The 19958-nt window shown below is 48.6% G+C and carries 17 protein-coding genes and 1 pseudogene; 14 read left to right on the forward strand and 4 right to left on the reverse strand.

Annotation, left to right across the window (positions count from 1 at the left end; genetic code table 11):
* Nucleotides 1-218 precede the first annotated feature (218 nt).
* From RSC70_RS08450 to RSC70_RS08470, 5 genes are read left to right on the forward strand one after another with little or no spacing between them, the layout of a single operon-like run.
* The gene (locus RSC70_RS08450; protein ID WP_115102372.1) at nucleotides 219-665 is read left to right on the forward strand and encodes a PPC domain-containing DNA-binding protein; all 447 of its coding nucleotides are present in this window, start codon (nucleotides 219-221) and stop codon (nucleotides 663-665) included.
* On the forward strand, nucleotides 662-1243 hold the full coding sequence (locus tag RSC70_RS08455; RefSeq protein ID WP_332542221.1) for an ECF transporter S component: 582 nt from the start codon (nucleotides 662-664) through the stop codon (nucleotides 1241-1243). The genes RSC70_RS08450 and RSC70_RS08455 overlap by 4 nt, the downstream gene beginning before the upstream one ends.
* On the forward strand, nucleotides 1243-1965 hold the full coding sequence (locus tag RSC70_RS08460) for an energy-coupling factor transporter transmembrane component T (protein ID WP_332542222.1): 723 nt from the start codon (nucleotides 1243-1245) through the stop codon (nucleotides 1963-1965). The genes RSC70_RS08455 and RSC70_RS08460 overlap by 1 nt, the downstream gene beginning before the upstream one ends.
* The gene (locus tag RSC70_RS08465) at nucleotides 1935-2747 is read left to right on the forward strand and encodes an energy-coupling factor ABC transporter ATP-binding protein (protein WP_332542223.1); all 813 of its coding nucleotides are present in this window, start codon (nucleotides 1935-1937) and stop codon (nucleotides 2745-2747) included. Before RSC70_RS08460 ends, RSC70_RS08465 begins: the two co-directional genes overlap by 31 nt.
* The gene (locus RSC70_RS08470; RefSeq protein WP_332542224.1) at nucleotides 2741-3394 is read left to right on the forward strand and encodes an ABC transporter ATP-binding protein; all 654 of its coding nucleotides are present in this window, start codon (nucleotides 2741-2743) and stop codon (nucleotides 3392-3394) included. The genes RSC70_RS08465 and RSC70_RS08470 overlap by 7 nt, the downstream gene beginning before the upstream one ends.
* Here the strand turns inward: RSC70_RS08470 and mtfA are convergent.
* The 4 genes from mtfA to RSC70_RS08490 form a co-directional block, all read right to left on the reverse strand.
* Nucleotides 3387-4181 carry a DgsA anti-repressor MtfA gene (gene mtfA, locus RSC70_RS08475; protein WP_115102377.1) on the reverse strand — a complete coding sequence of 265 codons (795 nt, stop codon included), beginning with the start codon at nucleotides 4179-4181 and terminating at the stop codon, nucleotides 3387-3389. The two genes, RSC70_RS08470 and mtfA, sit on opposite strands and share 8 nt — an antisense overlap.
* Nucleotides 4182-4343: 162 nt before the next feature.
* Nucleotides 4344-6536 carry a sensor domain-containing phosphodiesterase gene (locus RSC70_RS08480; protein ID WP_332542225.1) on the reverse strand — a complete coding sequence of 731 codons (2193 nt, stop codon included), beginning with the start codon at nucleotides 6534-6536 and terminating at the stop codon, nucleotides 4344-4346.
* 429 nt (nucleotides 6537-6965) lie between these two features.
* Nucleotides 6966-8600, reverse strand: coding sequence for a phosphoethanolamine transferase (locus tag RSC70_RS08485; RefSeq protein WP_282807225.1), 1635 nt, complete (start codon nucleotides 8598-8600; stop codon nucleotides 6966-6968).
* 275 nt (nucleotides 8601-8875) lie between these two features.
* The gene (locus RSC70_RS08490; protein ID WP_040044585.1) at nucleotides 8876-9058 is read right to left on the reverse strand and encodes a YodC family protein; all 183 of its coding nucleotides are present in this window, start codon (nucleotides 9056-9058) and stop codon (nucleotides 8876-8878) included.
* Between the two features lie 428 nt (nucleotides 9059-9486).
* Between RSC70_RS08490 and efeU the strand changes: the two genes are divergently transcribed.
* The 9 genes and pseudogenes from efeU (at nucleotide 9487) to RSC70_RS08535 (ending at nucleotide 19804) form a co-directional block, all read left to right on the forward strand.
* Nucleotides 9487-10332 (forward strand): iron uptake transporter permease EfeU, encoded by an 846-nt coding sequence (gene efeU, locus RSC70_RS08495; protein ID WP_304186964.1) that lies wholly within the window; start codon nucleotides 9487-9489, stop codon nucleotides 10330-10332.
* Nucleotides 10333-10376: 44 nt separating this feature from the next.
* A complete protein-coding gene (gene efeO / locus RSC70_RS08500; RefSeq protein ID WP_304186963.1) occupies nucleotides 10377-11501 on the forward strand; it encodes an iron uptake system protein EfeO in 1125 nt (374 codons plus the stop codon).
* 65 nt (nucleotides 11502-11566) lie between these two features.
* Entirely contained in the window at nucleotides 11567-12865 is a 1299-nt protein-coding gene (gene efeB / locus RSC70_RS08505) for an iron uptake transporter deferrochelatase/peroxidase subunit (protein ID WP_332542226.1), read from the forward strand.
* 221 nt (nucleotides 12866-13086) lie between these two features.
* Complete coding sequence (norV, locus tag RSC70_RS08510) at nucleotides 13087-14484, forward strand: anaerobic nitric oxide reductase flavorubredoxin (protein WP_025802316.1); 1398 nt, start codon at nucleotides 13087-13089, stop codon at nucleotides 14482-14484.
* 10 nt (nucleotides 14485-14494) lie between these two features.
* Nucleotides 14495-15637 carry an NADH:flavorubredoxin reductase NorW gene (gene norW / locus RSC70_RS08515; RefSeq protein ID WP_332542227.1) on the forward strand — a complete coding sequence of 381 codons (1143 nt, stop codon included), beginning with the start codon at nucleotides 14495-14497 and terminating at the stop codon, nucleotides 15635-15637.
* Between the two features lie 18 nt (nucleotides 15638-15655).
* The gene (locus RSC70_RS08520; RefSeq protein WP_040044580.1) at nucleotides 15656-16000 is read left to right on the forward strand and encodes a DUF1971 domain-containing protein; all 345 of its coding nucleotides are present in this window, start codon (nucleotides 15656-15658) and stop codon (nucleotides 15998-16000) included.
* Between the two features lie 180 nt (nucleotides 16001-16180).
* Nucleotides 16181-17332: a flagellar biosynthesis protein FlhB gene (gene flhB / locus RSC70_RS08525; RefSeq protein WP_332542228.1), complete on the forward strand. Its 1152-nt coding sequence runs from the start codon at nucleotides 16181-16183 to the stop codon at nucleotides 17330-17332.
* Nucleotides 17280-19400: pseudogene (flhA, locus tag RSC70_RS08530) on the forward strand (flagellar biosynthesis protein FlhA); the annotation flags it as partial. The gene flhB and the pseudogene flhA, both read left to right, overlap by 53 nt.
* Nucleotides 19400-19804, forward strand: coding sequence for a flagellar protein FlhE (locus tag RSC70_RS08535; RefSeq protein WP_040044577.1), 405 nt, complete (start codon nucleotides 19400-19402; stop codon nucleotides 19802-19804). The pseudogene flhA and the gene RSC70_RS08535, both read left to right, overlap by 1 nt.
* Nucleotides 19805-19958: the final 154 nt, after the last annotated feature.

Genomic DNA, 19958 nt, shown 5'->3' on the forward strand with positions numbered 1-19958 from the left:
ACGGATTAACAGTCCGCCGTTCTACCGACTGAACTACAGAGGAATCGTTTGAACGGGGCAGATATTAGCGAGCACGGCGGTGACTGTCAACGGCTAATTAAAATAGTGAGATTGATTGCTGATTAAGTGCACAAAAAGCTAAAACTTTGTTCTTTATCGCAAAGTAACTCTTTTATTTTTCTTACTATTGTGCGGTTTAATCACATACTGGAATACTTATGCGTGCTAAGGATTTAGTCTCATCGAGCCAGTTCTATCCCCTCAGACTGCTGCCGGGAACAGAGTTAATTGCCGAGTTAAGGCAGTTTATTGCCAATAATCATATTAAAGCTGGTTGGATCGCTTCGGTGGTTGGAAGCCTCTCGACCGTTTCATTACGGTACGCTGGATGCGAGCGCACTAGCTTAATTGAAGGGAAATTTGAAGTTATCGCCCTCGGCGGAACTTTAGATAGCCAATTCGAACATCTGCATATGTCGGTTGCCGATGAAACTGGACGGATGATCGGCGGCCACGTTATGCCTGGAAATATCGTTAGAACGACGTTAGAAGTCATCATTGGTGAGCTGTGTGATGCCGATTTTTCGCGTCAGCACTGTGCTTTATCTGGCTACGAAGAATTAGCTATCGCACCCCGCAATAATCTTAAGGATGAGAGTAAATGAAAGAGAAACGCCAATTTTCTAGCCGTAGCTTAGTTCTGATTGTTATTTGTGTCGCGATTAACATGATCGCAGGGCAGATGATTTCTATGCTTAAACTGCCACTTTTTTTAGATTCGATTGGCACGGTGCTATGCGCGGTGCTGGCGGGACCTTGGGTTGCGTTGTTTACAGGGTTAGTGACTAACCTACTCTGGGGGCTTTTAACTGGCCCGATTGCGGCTGCTTTTGCGCCTGTTTCCATGGTTATTGGCTGTGTTGCCGGTGTGATGGCGCGTGCGGGGTGGTTTAAATCGTTTGGCCGTGTAGTGATAACTGGCGTAGTTATCACATTGTGTTTAACGGTAGTCGCCGTGCCTATTCGAACTTATCTGTTTGGTGGTGCGACAGGAAGCGGTGCTGATTTCGTGGTGGCTTATTTGCATGCTGTGGGCGAAGGGCTGCAAGAGTCCGTTGCCTTCACCGTTGTCGGCGTGAATCTCATTGATAAAATCTTAACCGTGTTGATTGTATGGGTGCTTCTGCGCCGCATGCCAGAGCGCACGCGCCATAATTTCCCGCATATCGCTCCGATACGTTAATGCATGCTTTCACATGGCTAGCGCTCTGGCTCTGGTATTCCGTTAGCGCGCTGTTTCTACCTCTGCCGATTCTCATGGGGTGGGGCATAGTGCCTGTGGTCATGATTATGATGTGGCCAGCGGCTCGCTGGCGTATCAAAATTGTGATGGCATTTATGATCCCCATGGGAATGGGGCTGTGGCTCGTTCATAGCCACTGGCTGCAATCGTTGTTTTCTCATAGTGACAAAATCAGTTTTGCCGCTCCCATCTTTGCCGTTGAATTGTGGCTACGCCTGCTCGTGTTCTTTGCCGCCGCCCAACTGTGGCTGCAAAGGGTACCCACTCAGCTGTTTGTTGCTGCCTTATTCTCTAGTCGTTTACCAGTTGGCATCGCTTATTTGTGTGCTGGCCCTCTGCTACTTAAGGAGCAGCTTAAGCAGCAATTAGCCGCGATTAAAGAGGCGCAAAGCGCGCGTGGCGTGAGTTTTGATGGCACCCTTATTCAGCGGCTGAAAACGATTGTGCCATTGCTTTCACCTCTACTACTGCAAAGCCTCAATGATTTAACCACGCGAAGTTCTGCGTTAGATGCGCGGGCATTTCGTCGCTATCCACATCGCACCGTGCTGAAACCTATCTTCGAACATCGCTGGGAACCCCTTTTACGCGTCGTTTTACTTTGCTGTTTGCTCGTAGAAGGAGGTGCGTTTTGGCTTTATCACTCGATATCGATCGGTTAGTGGTGGATGTGCATGGTGTTTTTCAGCTAGGGCCTATAACCCTAAAGTTGGAAGAAGGGCAATGGCTTGCCGTTCTGGGGGGTAATGGTTCTGGAAAAAGTCTGCTGGCTAAATTTTTGGTTGGCGCGCTTGAGGTGCGCTCGTTGCGGCATGTTCAAGGCAGGGGCGAGGTATTGGGTAGCAACATTTTGTTCGAGAATGAGATGAAACATACTCGGCAATGGGTCCAGCCGTCGCCCTATTTACAGTTTTCGGGCTGCTGCTTTACCGTTGAGGATGAAATCGCCTTTGGTCCACAAAATTTAGCGTTGCCCGTCGCTGAGATAATGATTCGGGTTGAAACAGCGCTAACGCGTTTTAAGTGCCAACATCTAAGGTTACGTAACCCCCAAACGTTATCGGGTGGGGAGGCTCAGAGGGTATTACTCGCCTGTGCTCTGGTTATGCATCCAAAATTATTAGTGCTCGATCAGGCGTTAGGGCGGTTAAGCCAAGAGGCAACGTATCAAGTGCTGGATGCTATTCAATGCTATGTGCAAGAGTTGCAGTGTTCGGTGGTTATGCTTGAACATCGCCTTTTCCCTGCGGCAGATTATTGCCCGCAGCGCGTATTATTGAAAGAAGGCAGTTCTAGCCCTTTTGATGAGGCGCTTCCTGCGTCATTAATGCAACAAGTGGTATTACCCGAACAACTGAAAACGGTGCTGCTGCAAGAAACTCAGAGTCTCAATGAGATAGCGCAGGTGTTTACTCCTTTTATGCGAGGCTGCCAGCGATGCTAAACATAGAAAATATGGGGTTTGGTTGGGAGGCAGAGAGTGACTGCCTTCAAGACGTAAACTTGCATATCAAACATGGTGAACAATGGGTGATTACCGGAGAAAACGGTGCGGGGAAATCGACTCTGCTTCGGCTCGCAGCGGGCTTACTTAAACCGAGCAGTGGAGCGGTGTATTTGAATGGCGTAGATCTTGCGCAACTGAAGTCAGTAGAAAAATCGGCCCACATTGGTTTTTTATTTCAGGAAGTTGAACGTCAGTTGTTCCATAGTTCAGTACGAGATGAAATCCGGTTTGGCCTGCGGTTACAGCATTTGTCGTCGGCAATTATTGAGGAGCGAGTTCACCATGCCCTCGAAACATGTGGCTTAGCCGACGTTGCGAATAAACATCCGCTCGATTTACACAGCGGACAGCGCCGTATGGTCGCCGTTGCGTGCCTATGTGCTATGCAGCCCCCCTTACTACTCTTAGACGAGCCGAGCCGAGATTTTGATCCATATTGGATGGGTATTTTTGACGCGTGGTTGGCAGAAAATCGTCAGCAAGGAACTACCGTGATAGCGATAAGCCACGATCCTGAATTCTCCCAGCGTCATTTCCAACGTACTATTCTGGTCAATGAGAGAACAGCGCGAATAGCTATTTAACATTCATGGCGCACAGATCGCTTGCCTGTGCGTGCTGCTGTCGAGCAAGTGGGTCCTGCTGATAGAATTTTACAAAATGTGCATACATGGCGGGAAACCGTCCGTAGAGTAGTTCCGGTGCACTAAAAAAGTATTCAGAAAGCACTGCAAAGCATTCTGCTGGCTCGCTTGCTGCATAAGCATCAAGGCTGGTGGCTGCCTCTCCGACAACGTCCACTTCGTCTTGAATCGCGTTCATCGCCGCTTGCAGATCATATTCCCACTGAGCAACGTCTTTAAGCGCAATGGGAGGAATGCCGGTAGCGACGCCAGCGTTACGCATATCGAGCTTATGTGCCGTTTCATGGATGATAAGGTTATAGCCAGAAAGATCGAAAGAGTCTTTCACATCCATCAAGTTCAAGATAACCGGTCCCTGCGCCGAGCATTGTCCTGCTTGCACCATAGGGCCGGTATGAACGAGGCCGATGTCATCTTGCCATTCTTCATGAAAAATAAAAGGCTCAGGGTAGAGCAGAATCTCATGAAAGCCATCAAGCCAATCAATACCAAGTTCGAGCACGGGGAGTGAAAAGAGTAACGCGATGCGAGCCTCAAGCAAGGGGGAAAGACAGAGCTCCTGTAATGGAACGATGCGTTTCAGCTGTAAGAATTTTGAGGCAATCAGCGTTAGTTTATGCGATTCGGCTGGTGTGAGGGTTGCAAGCAGAGGAATAGCTAACGCCTCATCCCAGGGATAATTGGCAAGAGGGCGATTTTCACCTGCGTTCCAAGGCCACTTAATCATTAGAATGCTCGCAACATGATGGTTTATTCACCACTGTTTTATCATGAAAAAGCGTAAGGATAAAACAGTAAACTAAGGCGCGTAGATAATCACTTTTTTTACAATTAGTCTGTGATTAAGCCCACGCTGTTGCTCGCTTGCATAAATAAATCAATATGTTGGCTATGTAATAATTAAAGGTTCGGGTTTGCCTAAAAGATACCCTTGCAGATACTCTACGCCCAAGGTGATCAATACATCGCGCTGTTCTTGTGTTTCCACGTATTCCGCGACGACTTTTAATTTCATTTCCCCCGCAATTTCGCAGATAGATTTTATGATCATCTGATCAACGCGGTTGCTAGTAATGTTTTTGACGAAATAACCATCGATTTTGATGATGTCGGCATTCAACTTTTTTAAACGCTCGTAGTTGGCAAATCCGGTACCAAAGTCGTCAATGGCAATTTGAAAATGATAGTCGCGTAACGTACTGATGCAATGGTGGGCAGCTGCGGCATTGATGAAGCCTTGTTCTTCGGTCACTTCAAAAACAACGGCAGAAGGGGGAACGTGGTGTTGTTCAAAAATAGCAATGATGCGCTCGGCAATACGGTGCTGCATCAACGTTAGAGGCATCAGATTAACGGAGAAGCATATTTCTTCTGTATCTAGGTTTTGCGACCGTATGTATTTGACCACGTTTTCTACCATCAGCAGATCGAAGCGTGGGCTCAGGTTAAATTCTGCAATTAAAGGAATAAACTTATCTGGCGTAATAATCTCATTGTTATCTTTTAGGCGAGCCAAAATTTCGTAATAGCGGGTGCCATTTTTGTGCTCAATCGGCTGTGCATGCAGCATGATGTTATTTTCATTAAGGGCATTTTTGATTTTTTGCAATAGCACCACACGGTCTGACACCTGACTTGCGACGACCTGATTGCCCTCATCGAGGCATAATAGACGATCCTCTTCGCATGCTTTTTCGCACAGATAACTTAGCTGGCCAATGCAGCGATGAAGGTTATCGGTGTCACGATTGAATTCGCCGTAAGACAATCCATAGTGCAGTTCAACCTGAATATTATTCCAGCTTAGCGGATATTCTTTGAGCTTTTGGCGGAGTGCATTTAAACGGGGAATATTCTCGTATTCACTGCCGGACAGAAAAATAAGTAAATCACAGCTAGGCAATTGATACACATGCTCACCGCTGTCTAAGTGGCTATTGATGATGGCAGCAATGCTTTGTTTACAATGGATCCGCATGCGAAGCCCATAATGGCGGCTAAGCAACTCAAGGCTGGAAAGATGCAGGTGACACAGCACGCCTTTAGGATGTGCGCGGACATGATGTTCGAGCGCACGTAAATTGGGTAGCTTTGTCATGGGATCGGTTAAGGCCATTAGCGCGTAGACTTTCTGCATCCAATCACTTTTCTTAAACATCATCGACAGATAAAAAATAGAAACCGTGAACGCGATAAATACCGAGGAGATAAAGGTAAGCTCAAAGGCATTATTGGCGATGTGCAAAAAACTTTTGCTATAGGTCAGTAGCATAAGAGCAGTAAACGACCATAGCATAATGATTAAGCGGGTACTAAAGCGTTTGATGCCGTAGTTAAAATGAACAAATATCGCGGGGGCAACAAAGCCTGAAAACAACACTGTATTGAAGGGTAAGCAAAATACAATCAAGAATAGGGCAAGTAATACAAACCAACATATATTGATTAAGCGCCCCTCATTGCTCACTGCCGACTTTAGGTCAAACAAGAAAAAGGTTCGAGCATAGCGCCAATTTAACAACATTCTTATGCCGTAATAGAATATGACGCTAAAGATAACCGCAGCGATGATTAGATTTTGAATATTAATCAGCGTATAGACATCTGCACTCAGACTAAAATAGCGCTCAAGCGTTGGCGGTGCGTCGATGAGCGTGCCGCAAGCCACAATCATGACCTTCATCCAGAATGGGGCAATTAGCCCTAGCCAAAACAGGCGTACGCCGATCCCTTTATTGCCGATATTATAGCGCCAGCGTTTGCCTAAAATTATCTCAACAATCCATGAGCAGCCAGCCAAGGGGATAACGATACTCAAGGTCATTACCACTGCCGATGAGGGTGTGAAGAAAGGGATCATCAGATAGCTGATGCAGTGCGCGGCCGTCAGCGGGATTAATACATTTCGCCCAAATAGCAGGATCATTGCCGTCGCTAAACTGACGGGTAAATAAGCTAAATGAACATTCTCGTAATAGATAACGGCATGCGGAGAGATACTGCGAGCGATGGGGAAAAAAAGCAGAGTGACAATAAACGCCGTTATTTGTTTTCTCAAGTTTGAGCTGAATTTAAAAGCCATCGCGAGTTCGCATTAGTCGGTTAGAGTTAATGTAAAAATATAATTTCACCGCATACATTCAAGCGTATAGGAGAATGATATCTGTAGATTACAGTAGAACTGAATATTCTCTGAATGGCTTAATTGTGACATTTATTATCTGTTTTTTCAATTAAACTAATAATTTACATTATAAAAACAAATATGAAGTGGAGGCGGGTTTATTCAGGGTATTAATCTGCGGAAGAGATTATTCCGCAAGAGTATTATTACTTATAAATACAAAGATATTATGGCGGAAGTTTTATTGCCGGGGTTTCCTCCGCTCTCTAACTCACAGATATGTGGTATATTTGTTATGAGTAGTTTAATTAAAATAAAAAGCCACGATGCATACGTGGCTTTCTAATAATTCAAACTGTGATAACGGTCATCCTATTCATGGCGTTATCACGGCTTGGATACTCGGCAGGTTTTAAGAATATCCAAGCTAGGATCGTATTCCTTGGTTTGCACATTCATCATGGCTAGCATGGTATGGAATAGGTTATCGTGTGAATAGTCGTTCGTCTTGGCAAGCTTGGCGACACAATCACGATCAATTCCATTGACTTGAACAAAGCCATCTGATAGCCACATTTCCATTGGCACCTTAGTTTGCTCATCAGGTGCAAATTTATAAGGCGTTCCATGTAAATACAAGCCGTCTTCGCCTAATGATTCACCGTGGTCAGACACATAATACAGCGCGACGTTATAGTCTTTTTCATATCCTTTAAGCCGTTGAATGAACTGGCTAACAACATAGTCAGTATACCTGATGGTGTTATCATAGGTATTCACTAATTCTTGCTGAGTGCAGTTTTCAATATCACTGCGCTGGCAGTCAGGGACAAAGAAACGAAACTCTTTAGGATAGCGTTTATAGTAGGTTGGACCATGGCTGCCGATAAGGTGGAATGCTAGCGTCTTATTTTTCCCATCTGCTGGAATGAGCTTATCCAAATCGTTTAATAGCACGGCGTCGTAGCAGGTTTCACCATCGCAAAGATTTTTGTCGCTGTTCGCTGGCACTATTTGTGTTGGGATGCGATCGCAGGCCCCCTTACATCCTTCATCATTGTCTTTCCAGTAAGTGGACACCCCTGCTTTTTGCAAGATATCCATCAATCCCTCACTGTTGCGGGCAATGTTATTATCAAAGTGCGTACGCGGCATATTCGAGAACATACAAGGCACTGAAATGGCTGTTGCTGTGCCACATGAACTGACCTTAGAGAAATAAATCAGATCGGGCTCTTGGCTGGTATAAGGATTGGTTGGGCGAGCATATCCCTGTAATTGCTGGTTCTGATGGCGAGCAGTTTCCCCCACGATTAAAAAGACCAGCGTTGGTTTACTGCCCGTTTTTTGCACCAGTTTTGCATCGTCACCGATCTTACGGAACGGAATGGGTTTGGTCAGATAGCGGCGATTAATATACTGCGAAGCACTATAGAGATAGTTGGTTGGCACAATCTCCAAATTTAGCGAGCGGTTATTACGGCCAACGGACGCGTAGTCTTGGTAATAGAGGCTAGCGACCAGCGCAATAATCAAAAGTGACACCAGCATAGAAACTAAGCGCAGCCCAAAGCGGGCGAGAAAGCCGTGCGCATAGATAATCTGGGTTCTCATTAATAGCACGCAGGGCAGAATGCCGGTGAATAACACCCACAATACCACCGAGAAATTGTAGTACGACGAGGCTTCGGCGGGATTGGTTTCAAAAATGTTTTCAATCATTGAGCGATCGAAAATGATCTTGTATTTCAATTGCGCATAGCTAGCAAAGGCGCTGACCACCAGAATGATGCAAAAGAAAGGTTTGAAAATCGGTTTAAACGTGAACGGAGTAAAAACAAAGTTCAGGGCAGCAATCAGCACCAGTGGGATTGAAAATGCAAAGCCAAGCTTATAGTTATCTAGCGAGGTCAGAATCCGATAGAAATGCAATAAAATCGGTAAGTTAACTACGAGAGTAAAGTAAATGGCCAAAATAATGGTCAGTGATAAAAAACTGACTCTCAACGCCTTTCGCTGCAAGATAAACGCTCCCCAAAACCTGTTAAATGACCATGTCTTATACAACAGTGGACAAGAATTAAGCGTAATAAATAAAACCGCTTTATAGTGGGGCAGATTAGCGAGCCAAACTTAAGATAGCCTTAAGCTATCAAGGCTGAACGTTGTGAGAACTCAATGAGTGAAAATAGCCAAGGTGACTAAAGGGAATGGGTATTTTTTGATAAAAAAACGCCGCTTGGGTTATCAATGCGGCGTTAAATCATTGGGCTGATTAGATGAAAATTTGGCAGTAATTAGCAAACGCCAAAATCACCGTCTTCTTGATAGAGGGCCAGATGGGAAGCCGTTATAGTTTCCTGTTTTTCGTTTCCTAGTTCATTCCATGAACAGGTAATCTCATTGTCGTTAACCGCGACAACGGTCATACGTGGGCCACCGCTGGTTTTTTGCACGCTATCACCAACTGAAAAACTCATGCTTCTCTCCTCAATACATCAGGCTAAATAATAAACAGAAACTGTTTATCTTATTGAATATTTGGATATTCAAAGATATTCAAATAACGAATGCATTATAAAATAGACCAAGCTAGGCCAGATAAATAGTGAAAAGAACCGATGTCTATAGTGATAAAAATTGAATAACTTTCCGCTGGTGCAGATGCCTATTGGTTCACTCGAATCACTTTTTCGGATGTCACAAAAAATTGCTCACTTAAAAAACTCATTGCTTTGTTTTTAAAAGTTATTTTCATTTCAAATACCAGAAGGTAACAACTAGCCACACTTTAATTCACAAATAATATGAGGTGAACGCTTGTTTTTTTATTAACCGTAATGATAATCGGTATCATTATTTTTACGGTTCTTTACATGCGCATCCTGCGCAGGCGAGAGAGAAAAACATGTTTGTCCCATTCCTCATTATGTTCCGCGAAGGCCTTGAAGCTGCGCTGATCGTCAGTCTTATCGCCAGTTATCTAAAGAGAACCCAGCGTTCGCAGTGGCTGGGCGTCGTCTGGATTGGTGTCATCCTCGCCGCTGCGCTTTGTTTAGGATTGGGTATCTTCATCAATGAAACTACCGGCGAATTCCCACAAAAGCAGCAGGAATTGTTCGAGGGACTGGTTGCCGTGGTCGCGGTATGCATTCTGACCTACATGGTTTTCTGGATGCGTAAAGTTTCCCGCTCGGTAAAAGCACATCTCGAAGGTGCGATTGATAACGCCCTCAGCGCAGGCAAAGGACAGGGCTGGGCGCTGGTAGCGATGGTTTTCTTCGCCGTGGCGCGAGAGGGGCTAGAGTCGGTCTTCTTCCTGTTGGCGGCATTCCAGCAAGATGTTGGCGTTCAGGCACCCATCGGCGCAGTACTGGGTCTAGTCTGCGCAATTCTCGTCGGCATGATGATTTATTGGGGTGGGATAAAACTGCACTTAGCTAAGTTCTTTAAATGGACAAGCCTCTTCATTCTGTTTGTTGCTGCAGGCCTTGCCGCAGGCGCTATCCGCGCTTTCCATGAGGCTGGGCTATGGAATTATCTGCAAGATATCGCCTTCAATCTTACCGACGTGCTTTCAACCCATTCACTGTTAGGAACCTTTTTAGAAGGCATTTTAGGCTATCAAGAAGCGCCTTCGGTGAGCGAAGTGTTGGTCTATTTCCTGTATCTGATCCCAGCTCTGATTTTCTTCTTCATGCCTCAGCGCGCAGATGTTGCGGCGGTGAACGGTAAAGCGGGTCATTCACGCTAATGAGTTTTCAATACTATTATCCTATTTTTCAGGGAGTTATTTCTATGTCTAGCACGACTTTTCGCCGCACTGCGCTGTCTTTAGCTTTACTGACTTTACCTGCGACCGCGGCACTTGCCGCTGACGCATTGCCGCAGGTGAAAATCGCGGTCAATGACAAACAGTGTGAGCCGATGACGCTCACAATTCCTGCCGGAAAAACCCAGTTCATCGTGCATAACAACAGCCAAAAGGGTCTGGAATGGGAAATCCTTAAAGGCGTCATGGTGGTGGAAGAGCGTGAAAACATCGCCCCAGGGTTCACCCAAAAAATGACGGCAACCCTTGAAGCTGGCGAATACGATATGACTTGCGGGCTGCTCAGCAATCCAAAAGGAAAAATTATTGTTCAAGCTGCCGGCGGCGCAGCCGCAGTGAAGACTGACGCAATGGCGCTTGTGGGGCCGATTGCAGAATACAAAATTTATGTCATGCAAGAAGTTAAACAGCTGGTTGAGCAGACTAAAGCCTTCACCGATGCAGTGAAAAAAGGCGATCTGGCAGCGGCACAAAAACTTTATGCTCCAACGCGTCAGCATTATGAACGCATTGAACCGATTGCAGAATTGTTCTCCGATCTCGATGGCAGCATTGATGCGCGTGAAGACGACTACGAACAAAAGGCTCAAGATCCTAATTTCACCGGTTTCCACCGTCTAGAAAAAGTGTTGTTTGGTGACAAAACCACCAAAGGAATGGACGGTTATGCGGACCGTCTGATGAAAGACGTGCTCGAACTACAAACCCGCGTGACGACGCTGACCTTTGCTCCAAGTAAAGTTGTCGGTGGCGCGGCAGGTCTTATCGAAGAAGTGGCTGCAAGCAAAATTAGCGGTGAAGAAGATCGCTACAGCCGCACCGATCTGTGGGATTTCCGTGCCAACGTCGATGGTGCGCAAAAGATTGTGAATCTGCTGCGTCCGATGCTGGAAAAAGCGAATCCTCAGCTGCTCGCCAAAATTGACGCCAACTTTAAAACCGTCGATTCCATCTTAGACAAATACCGCACCAAAGACGGCTATGAGTCTTACGAAAAACTCACCACTGCAGATCGCAACGCGATGAAAGGGCCGATCACTGCGTTGGCAGAAGATTTGGCACAGCTGCGTGGTGTGTTAGGGCTCGATTAAGATCCTCGATGCGCTTAGAACGCTAGTTGCACAAAACTGGAATTCGAAATACTGGGGTTAGAGAAATGAGTGGTAAAGGATGCCCGATCACCGGGCTGACAGGGGAGGCAGAAATGCCTTCCCGCCGCCGTTTACTGTTAGGCGCCGGCGCGTTAAGCGGCGCCTTGGTATTAGGTGGAGCAGTAAAAGCAGATACCGGCACCAAACCGCTGGCGACGGATAAATCCCCTGAGAATGCGCGCTGGCATAAACAGCCCTTCTATGGGGAACATCAGGCAGGCGTACTGACGCCGCAGCAGGCTTCAGCCATGCTGGTGGCCTTTGACGTGCTGGCGACGAATGCTGAAGATTTACAGCGCTTAATGAAACTGCTCACCGAGCGGATTGCCTTTTTGACGCACGGCGGTGAAGCACCGCACGCGGATGCCAAATTGCCACCGATGGATTCCGGTATCATGGGGCCGGATATTTATCCTGATAATTTGACGATTACCGTGTCAGTAGGGGATTCGCTGTTCGATCAGCGTTTTGGCTTGGCTGCGCTGAAGCCGCTTCAACTGCAAAAAATGACACGCTTCCCTAATGATTCGTTGGATGCGGCGATCTGCCACGGCGACCTGCTGCTACAAATTTGTAGTAACAGCAACGACAGCGTGATCCACGCACTGCGCGACATTATCAAATATACGCCCGACTTACTCAGCGTGCGCTGGCGGCGGGAAGGTTTCATCTCAACCCATGCGGCGCAAAGTCATGGCAAAGAAACGCCGATCAATCTTCTGGGTTTCAAAGATGGTACGGCAAACCCAAACGCCGACGACAAGCCTCTGATGAACGACATCGTGTGGGTTACCGCTGACCAAAAAGAACCGGCATGGGCGGTGGGGGGCAGCTATCAGGCGGTACGTATTATTCGTTTTCGCGTGGAGTTTTGGGATCGCACTCCGTTGCAAGAGCAGCAAACAATTTTTGGTCGCGATAAAGCGAGCGGCGCACCACTCGGCATGGCGCATGAACACGACGAGCCTGATTACACCCAGGATCCTGAAGGAAAAGTGATTCCGCTGGATGCGCATATTCGTCTGGCTAATCCTCGTACTCAGGAAACACACAGCAGCTTAATGATGCGCCGTGGTTACAGTTATTCGCAGGGTGTATCTAACTCCGGTCAGTTGGATATGGGATTGCTGTTTGTTTGCTATCAACACGATCTGGATAAAGGCTTTATTACCGTGCAAAAACGCCTGAATGGCGAAGCGTTAGAGGAATACATCAAACCGATCGGCGGTGGATATTTCTTTGTTCTACCGGGAGTGAAAGATAAAAACCACTATCTGGGCGAGGGATTGTTCCAGAAGGTTTAGTCGAAATATTAATGAGATAAGAGCCTAAACTCACAACTCGAACGCCAGCATCTTGCTGGCGTTTTTTGTTTTCACCGCCAAAACTCGCGGATACCCCTCAAGGGTTACCTCAAGAAAAAGTGCATTCTTTAAGTTGCATTTGAAATGCATATTAAATACTATAATTGCAAAGACGCATTTGAAATGCATATTTAAGAAAGAGCAATAATCAGGAGTGGGTCATGGCTATTCAGGTAAAAAATAACGTCTACTGGGTTGGTAAACAAGACTGGGAACTGCGCGAATTTCACGGCAGCGAATACTCGACTCACAAAGGCTCTAGCTACAATAGCTATCTGATTAAAGAAGAAAAGAACGTTCTGATCGATACCGTCTGGACGCCTTACGCCGCCGAGTTTGTGGCGAATTTAGAGCGCGAAATCGATCTCGATAAAATTGATTACATCATTGCCAACCACGCAGAAAGCGACCACAGCGGCGCACTGCCTGCACTGATGGCCAAAATTCCCAACACGCCAATTTACTGCACCGCCAACGGCGTGAACTCTATCAAAGGCCATTACCACCAAGACTGGAATTTCCGCGTGGTAAAAACCGGCGATTCTATTGATATCGGCAACGGCAAAAAATTGGTCTTCGTTGAAGCGCCAATGTTGCACTGGCCAGACAGCATGATGACGTACATGACGGAAGACGCTCTGCTGTTTAGTAACGACGCCTTTGGCCAGCATCTTGCCAGTGCGTGTTTGTTCAATGACGAAATTGACCAAAACGAACTGTATAACGAATGCATCAAATACTACGCCAATATCCTGACGCCGTTCAGCAAACTGGTCACGAAAAAGATTGAAGAAGTGTTATCACTGAATTTGCCGCTCGATATGATCTGTACTTCGCACGGCATTATCTGGCGCGATAATCCGGCGCAGATCGTTGAAAACTACCTCAAATGGGCAGATAGCTATCAGGAAAACCAAATTACTCTGATCTACGACACCATGTGGAACGGCACGCGCACCATGTCTGAGGCGATTGCTCGCGGTATTCGTCAGGCCGATCCTAGCGTGGTGGTCAAACAGTTCAATTTGGCAAACTCAGATAAGAATGACGTGCTGACTGAAGTGTTTAAATCCAAAGGGATTTTAGTGGGATCTCCAACGGTGAATAACGTGATGCTGCCGCAGGTGGCAGGGTTATTAGAAGAGATGCAGGGCCTGCGCTTTACCGGCAAAGCCGCGGCGGCGTTTGGTAGCCACGGCTGGAGCGGTGGTGCCGTCGACCGTATCTCTTCACGCCTGCAAGATTGCGGATTTATGATGATGCGTGGCATCAAAGCCGAGTGGAAACCGACCGAAGACGCAGTTGCTCAGTGTGAAGCCTTCGGCGCTGAATTTGCCCGCCAGCTTGGTGCTCCAGCATGTTGTGACAGCGGCTGTGCAGGCGCAGAAAAATCCTCTTCAGGTAAATGGATCTGCCGTACCTGTTCATGGGTTTACGATCCTGAACTGGGCGAGCCAAATCAGGGCGTTCCGGCCGGTACCGCATGGGAAGACGTGCCAGACAGTTTCCTCTGCCCAGTATGCCTGATGGGCAAAGACGACTTCTATCCTGCCGACTGAGGAACAGACTATGGCTGAGAATCATCCTGTCATTATTGTTGGAAGTGGCCATGCAGGGCTGCAACTGGCGCGCAATGTGCGCCGGTTACAACCGACCTCAGGGTTAGTGATGATCTGCGCCGATGACGGCGTGGATTACGCCAAACCACAGCTAAGCCATGCCTTTAGCCAGCAACAAAGCGCAGAGCAACTGACGCGCAAAACCGCTCAGGAACTGCGCCAAGAGCTGAAAATGATGCTGCTCACCGAACAGCGCGTTGAGGAAATCCACCCAGCAGAACAAACGATTGTGGTCAACGGCCGCACGCTGGCCTATAGCAAACTGGTTTTAGCCACGGGGGCTCGCGCTTTTGTTCCTCCGGTAGCGGGAGATGCAAGTGATGACATCAAAACGCTCAACAGCCTGCAAGAATATCGCCACCTGCGTGAACGAATGATGCAAGGCGAGCGAGTTTTGGTGCTCGGCGGCGGTTTGATCGGGACTGAAATTGCGCACGATCTTGCCGTGGCGGGTAAACAGGTCAGCGTATGCGATCCTTCGTCACAGCTTTTGGCGAGCCTTTTGCCTGAGTTTGCCGCGCAGCGACTGGCACAAACGTTACAAACGCTATCTTGCGATCTGTTACTGAACAACACGTTGGAGATGCTACAGCGTCTGCCTCAAGGCCTGCGAGCCACGTTCACCAACGGAGAAACTCGCGAATTCGACCATGTTATTTGTGCCGCAGGCCTGCGCCCTAACAGCGAGCTTGCTGCACTGGCGGGGCTGAACGTCGAACGAGGCATCGTGGTTGATAACCAGCTTCGCACCTCCGACCCCTATATTTACGCATTGGGTGATGTGGCGCAGATCGATGGTCGCTTGTGGCCGTTCTTACAGCCGATTTCTCAGTGTGCCGCCGCGTTGGCAAAAACGATCGCGGGTGAACCGACCCACGTCACGCTGCCGGTGATGCCGGTCAATGTAAAAACGCCGCGTTTCCCGTTACAGCTAGCGGGGGAAACACGGGCTGCCGACGTGGATTGGCAGATAGAACAGGATGCCGACAGCCTATTGGCAAAAGCCTATCGCGACGAAAAGTTAGTGGGTTATATCGCGGGCGGCACCGCACAGATGCAAGGCTTGGCGCTATTGCGTCAGCTCTCAATATAAAGTGAAAAGGTGAAGACTATGTTCAAGATCCCAGCAAACTATCATGTTACTCGTAGCACACCGTTCTTCAATCGTCAGACCGTACCTGCGGCGCTGCTAAGCCACCACAACACCAAAGCCGGTGTGTATGGCCGACTTTCTGTGATGCAGGGCGCAGTTAAATATTATGGCTTTGCCAACGAACAGGCGCAGACGCCAGAAATTGAAGTCACTATCAATGCAGGCCAATTTGGCGTTTCACCGCCGCAATACTGGCACAAAGTCGAGCTGCTAACCGAAGACACCTATTTCAATTTGGATTTCTTCGCTCAAGATAGCGCGGATGCAGAGAAGAGCGACTTAACCAAAGTGGTTGATTGCTAACCTCTAGCACCGTGTCCCTTTTTGTTTTACCTCCTCCCCAAGCAAGGGGAGGAGCAACCCCAAACGATCCCGCAATAAACCTAAATTTCCCCCCTTTATTCTCGCCATGGCTTTTTTTCTCATCTGTCATCCTATGCACTGACTAATTTTCATCTTTAGCAAAAGCCTTGGGATTGCGCGGTGTCAGAAGATAGCGATCTAGAAAAAACAGAAGACCCCACATCCCACAAACTTGAAAAAGCGCGTGAGAAGGGACAAGTACCGCGTTCGCGTGAGCTCACCTCGATGCTGATGCTGGCGGCGGGTATTTCTATTCTATTGATCGGCGGAGAGCATTTGGCGCGCCAGCTTTCGGCGATGATTTCGCAGGGTTTACAGTTCGACCAGCTATTAATTAGCAATGACAAACAGATGCTGCGCCAGCTTGGCAATTTATTACAGCAGGCCGTGGCGGCGCTCATGCCTGTACTGCTGGGTCTGATGATGGTCGGCTGGGCGGCACCGATGCTGATCGGAGGTTTTTTCTTTAATCCGGGTTCGATCAAGTTTGATTTAAGCAAGATGAGTCTGCTGTCGGGATTAAAGCGCTTGTTTTCCAGCCAGGCGCTAGCGGAGTTGTTGAAAGGCGTGCTGAAGGTGGTTCTGGTTAGCTGGGTTGCCGGGTGGTTTATCTGGCACTACTGGGGACAAATGCTGGCGCTTATTGCTGAGTCGCCCCTTGACGCAATGGGCGATGCGCTGCATCTGATTGGCATGTGCGGATTGTTGATTGTATTAGGGCTGGTGCCAATGGTGGCGTTCGACGTCTTCTACCAGATCTGGAGCAACATCAGCAAACTCAAAATGACCAAGCAGGAAATCAAAGACGAATTTAAAGAACAAGAGGGCGATCCCCACGTCAAGGGACGCATTCGCCAGCAACAACGTGCTGCCGCACGTCGCCGCATGATGAGCGATGTACCTAAGGCCGATGTGATTGTGACCAACCCGACACACTATGCGGTGGCCTTGCAGTATCAGGAAAACAAAATGAGCGCTCCCAAAGTTTTAGCGAAAGGAGCCGGAGAAATCGCGCTACGTATCAAAGAGCTGGGGAATCAGCATCTAATCCCTCAGCTAGAAGCACCGCCGCTCGCCCGTGCGCTCTATAAACACAGCGAGATTGGGCACCATATTCCCGCCACGCTTTACGCCGCGGTTGCCGAAGTTTTAGCGTGGGTCTACCAGCTAAAACGTTGGCAGAAAGAGGGCGGATTAGCACCGAAGAAACCACAAAACTTGCCAGTGCCGGAAGCACTGGATTTTGCCGGAGAGAAGACCACCGATGAGTAATTTGGCTGCGTTATTACGCATACAGGGAATGAATGGAGCCCAGTGGAAGGTGCTGGCTGGCCCAATCCTGATCCTGATGATCCTTTCCATGATGGTGCTACCGCTGCCGCCATTCATTCTAGATTTATTGTTTACCTTCAACATTGCGCTGTCGATTATGGTTCTGCTGGTGGCGATGTTTACCCAGCGCACGCTTGAGTTTGCGGCGTTCCCCACCATCCTGCTGTTTTCCACCTTACTGCGACTCTCGCTGAACGTGGCATCAACGCGCGTTATCTTGCTGGATGGGCATACCGGTGGTGCCGCAGCGGGTCGGGTTATCGAAGCGTTTGGTCACTTCTTGGTTGGCGGTAACTTTGCCATTGGTATCGTGGTCTTCATCATTTTGGTGCTGATCAACTTCATGGTTATCACCAAGGGGGCGGGGCGTATTGCTGAAGTTGGGGCTCGCTTTGTTTTAGACGGTATGCCCGGCAAACAGATGGCGATTGACGCCGATCTCAACGCCGGTTTGATTGGTGAAGATGAGGCGAAAAAACGCCGCTCCGAAGTGACGCAGGAAGCCGACTTCTACGGTTCCATGGATGGTGCGAGTAAATTTGTGCGCGGTGATGCGGTTGCGGGGCTGATGATCATGGCGCTCAACGTGGTCGGCGGGCTGCTGGTGGGGGTTATTCAGCACGGTATGCCCGTTGGGCAAGCGGCTGAAACCTACACCTTGCTAACCATCGGTGACGGGCTGGTTGCTCAGATCCCTGCGCTGGTTATCTCCACTGCGGCAGGTGTGATCGTGACCCGCGTCAGTACCGATCAAGACGTTGGCGAGCAGATGGTAACCCAGCTGTTTAGCAATCCGCGCGTCATGATTTTAAGTGCTTCGGTGCTCGGGCTATTAGGCCTTGTTCCGGGGATGCCAAATCTGGTGTTCCTGCTGTTCACCGCCGCATTGCTGGGTATTGCCTATTGGATCAGCAAGCGAGAAGGGCGTGCGGCACCTTCGCAGGCCGAACAAGCTATCCCTGAAGCGCCTCCGGTGGTTGAAGCTACATGGGAAGATGTCCAGCTTGAAGATCCGCTGGGTCTAGAGGTGGGGTATCGCCTGATTCCAATGGTCGATTTCCAACAAAATGGCGAATTGCTTGGGCGTATCCGCAGCATTCGTAAGAAGTTTGCACAAACCATGGGCTTTTTACCGCCGGTGGTACATATCCGTGACAATTTGGAGCTAAGCCCGTCAGGCTACCGTATTCTGCTCAAAGGGATTGAAGCGGGACGCGGTGAGGCACATCCGGGCCGCTGGTTGGCGATTAATCCGGGCAGTGCGGCGGGAACCTTAGAAGGCGAAGCCACGGTCGATCCCGCGTTTGGGCTTCCTGCCATTTGGATTGATAGCGCCCTGCGTGAACAGGCGCAGATTCAAGGTTTCACCGTGGTCGAAGCCAGCACGGTAGTGGCAACGCACCTCAACCACTTGGTTGGAAATCATGCCAGCGAACTGTTTGGTCGCCAAGAAGCCCAGCAGCTGTTAGAGCGCGTTACACAGGAAATGCCTAAGCTGACCGACGATCTGATTCCGGGCACCGTCACCCTCACGACGTTGCACAAAGTACTGCAAAATCTGCTGGCGGAAAAAGTCTCGATTCGCGATATGCGTACGATTATTGAAACGCTGTCTGAACATGCGCCGACGCAAAGCGATCCTTATGAGTTGACGTCGGTGATCCGCGTGGCGCTAGGCCGTGCGATTACCCAACAGTGGTTCCCAGGCGAAGGCGAGATTCAGGTCATTGGTTTGGACACACCGCTTGAGCGCCTGTTATTGCAGGCATTACAAGGCGGTGGTGGTTTAGAACCCGGCTTGGCCGATCGTTTATTAGAGCAGGCGCAACAGGCATTACAGCGTCAGGAATTGCTCGGCGCACCGCCGGTATTGCTGGTCAACCACGCGCTGCGCCCACTGCTCGCGCGCTTCCTACACCGCTCGTTGCCTCAGTTGGTGGTATTGTCGAATATGGAAATCAGCGACAACCGCCAGATACGGATGACGTCAACCATTGGCTCAGCATAATGAAACGCGCAATTTCGCTCACTCTTCTGATGATATTTTCCTGCTCTGCCAGCGCCGCTGGCGGCAGTTGGTCGGCGGATAGCACTGGCGCAACGCTCAGCCATAAAGGCGTGAGCGTCACGTCACGCCCGTTAAGTCCTAGCGTGGGAATTCCTGCTGGAGCCACGATTCAAGATGTGGTTTGGCGCTATCAGCTACTAAATCCTGCACCAGCAGGATTAGCAGTGCAGCTTTGCTCTCCGCTACGTTGCTTTTGGCTGGATAGCGCCAATGGACAAAGCTCGGCGCTACAAGGCGAATCTGCTATATCTCCGCTAACAATGACGCTACAAATCCCAGGCAAAGGCGTGATTTACCCACCTGTGCGTGTGGTGAGTCAGCAGGTGATTGTGAATTATCGCTGAGGCAAAATATCCCACCTTTTTAAACATAGACGAGCGCTAATACCCATCCCACCCCTCCCTTTAATGGGGGAGGGAACCAAACCGTGTAGATATCTAGAAACCTCGATCTGCTTTTCTTTTAAAAAGGGAAGTTATCTTTGCCGTAGGTGGGGAA

Origin of the sequence: Hafnia sp., assembly GCF_036648275.1 — a bacterium.
In the GTDB taxonomy this organism is placed as follows: domain Bacteria; phylum Pseudomonadota; class Gammaproteobacteria; order Enterobacterales; family Enterobacteriaceae; genus Hafnia; species Hafnia alvei.

Bases quoted from the DNA above. Each gene is read 5' to 3' on its own strand.
- mtfA (WP_115102377.1), bottom strand. From the start codon at position 4,181: ATGATTAAGTGGCCTTGGAACGCAGGTGAAAATCGCCCTCTTGCCAAT.
- efeO (WP_304186963.1), top strand. From the start codon at position 10,377: ATGTCTAGCACGACTTTTCGCCGCACTGCGCTGTCTTTAGCTTTACTG.
- RSC70_RS08520 (WP_040044580.1), top strand. From the start codon at position 15,656: ATGTTCAAGATCCCAGCAAACTATCATGTTACTCGTAGCACACCGTTC.
- norW (WP_332542227.1), top strand. From the start codon at position 14,495: ATGGCTGAGAATCATCCTGTCATTATTGTTGGAAGTGGCCATGCAGGG.
- RSC70_RS08480 (WP_332542225.1), bottom strand. From the start codon at position 6,536: ATGGCTTTTAAATTCAGCTCAAACTTGAGAAAACAAATAACGGCGTTT.
- norV (WP_025802316.1), top strand. From the start codon at position 13,087: ATGGCTATTCAGGTAAAAAATAACGTCTACTGGGTTGGTAAACAAGAC.
- efeB (WP_332542226.1), top strand. From the start codon at position 11,567: ATGAGTGGTAAAGGATGCCCGATCACCGGGCTGACAGGGGAGGCAGAA.
- RSC70_RS08450 (WP_115102372.1), top strand. From the start codon at position 219: ATGCGTGCTAAGGATTTAGTCTCATCGAGCCAGTTCTATCCCCTCAGA.
- RSC70_RS08535 (WP_040044577.1), top strand. From the start codon at position 19,400: ATGAAACGCGCAATTTCGCTCACTCTTCTGATGATATTTTCCTGCTCT.
- RSC70_RS08490 (WP_040044585.1), bottom strand. From the start codon at position 9,058: ATGAGTTTTTCAGTTGGTGATAGCGTGCAAAAAACCAGCGGTGGCCCA.
- RSC70_RS08470 (WP_332542224.1), top strand. From the start codon at position 2,741: ATGCTAAACATAGAAAATATGGGGTTTGGTTGGGAGGCAGAGAGTGAC.
- RSC70_RS08460 (WP_332542222.1), top strand. From the start codon at position 1,243: ATGCATGCTTTCACATGGCTAGCGCTCTGGCTCTGGTATTCCGTTAGC.
- RSC70_RS08455 (WP_332542221.1), top strand. From the start codon at position 662: ATGAAAGAGAAACGCCAATTTTCTAGCCGTAGCTTAGTTCTGATTGTT.
- efeU (WP_304186964.1), top strand. From the start codon at position 9,487: ATGTTTGTCCCATTCCTCATTATGTTCCGCGAAGGCCTTGAAGCTGCG.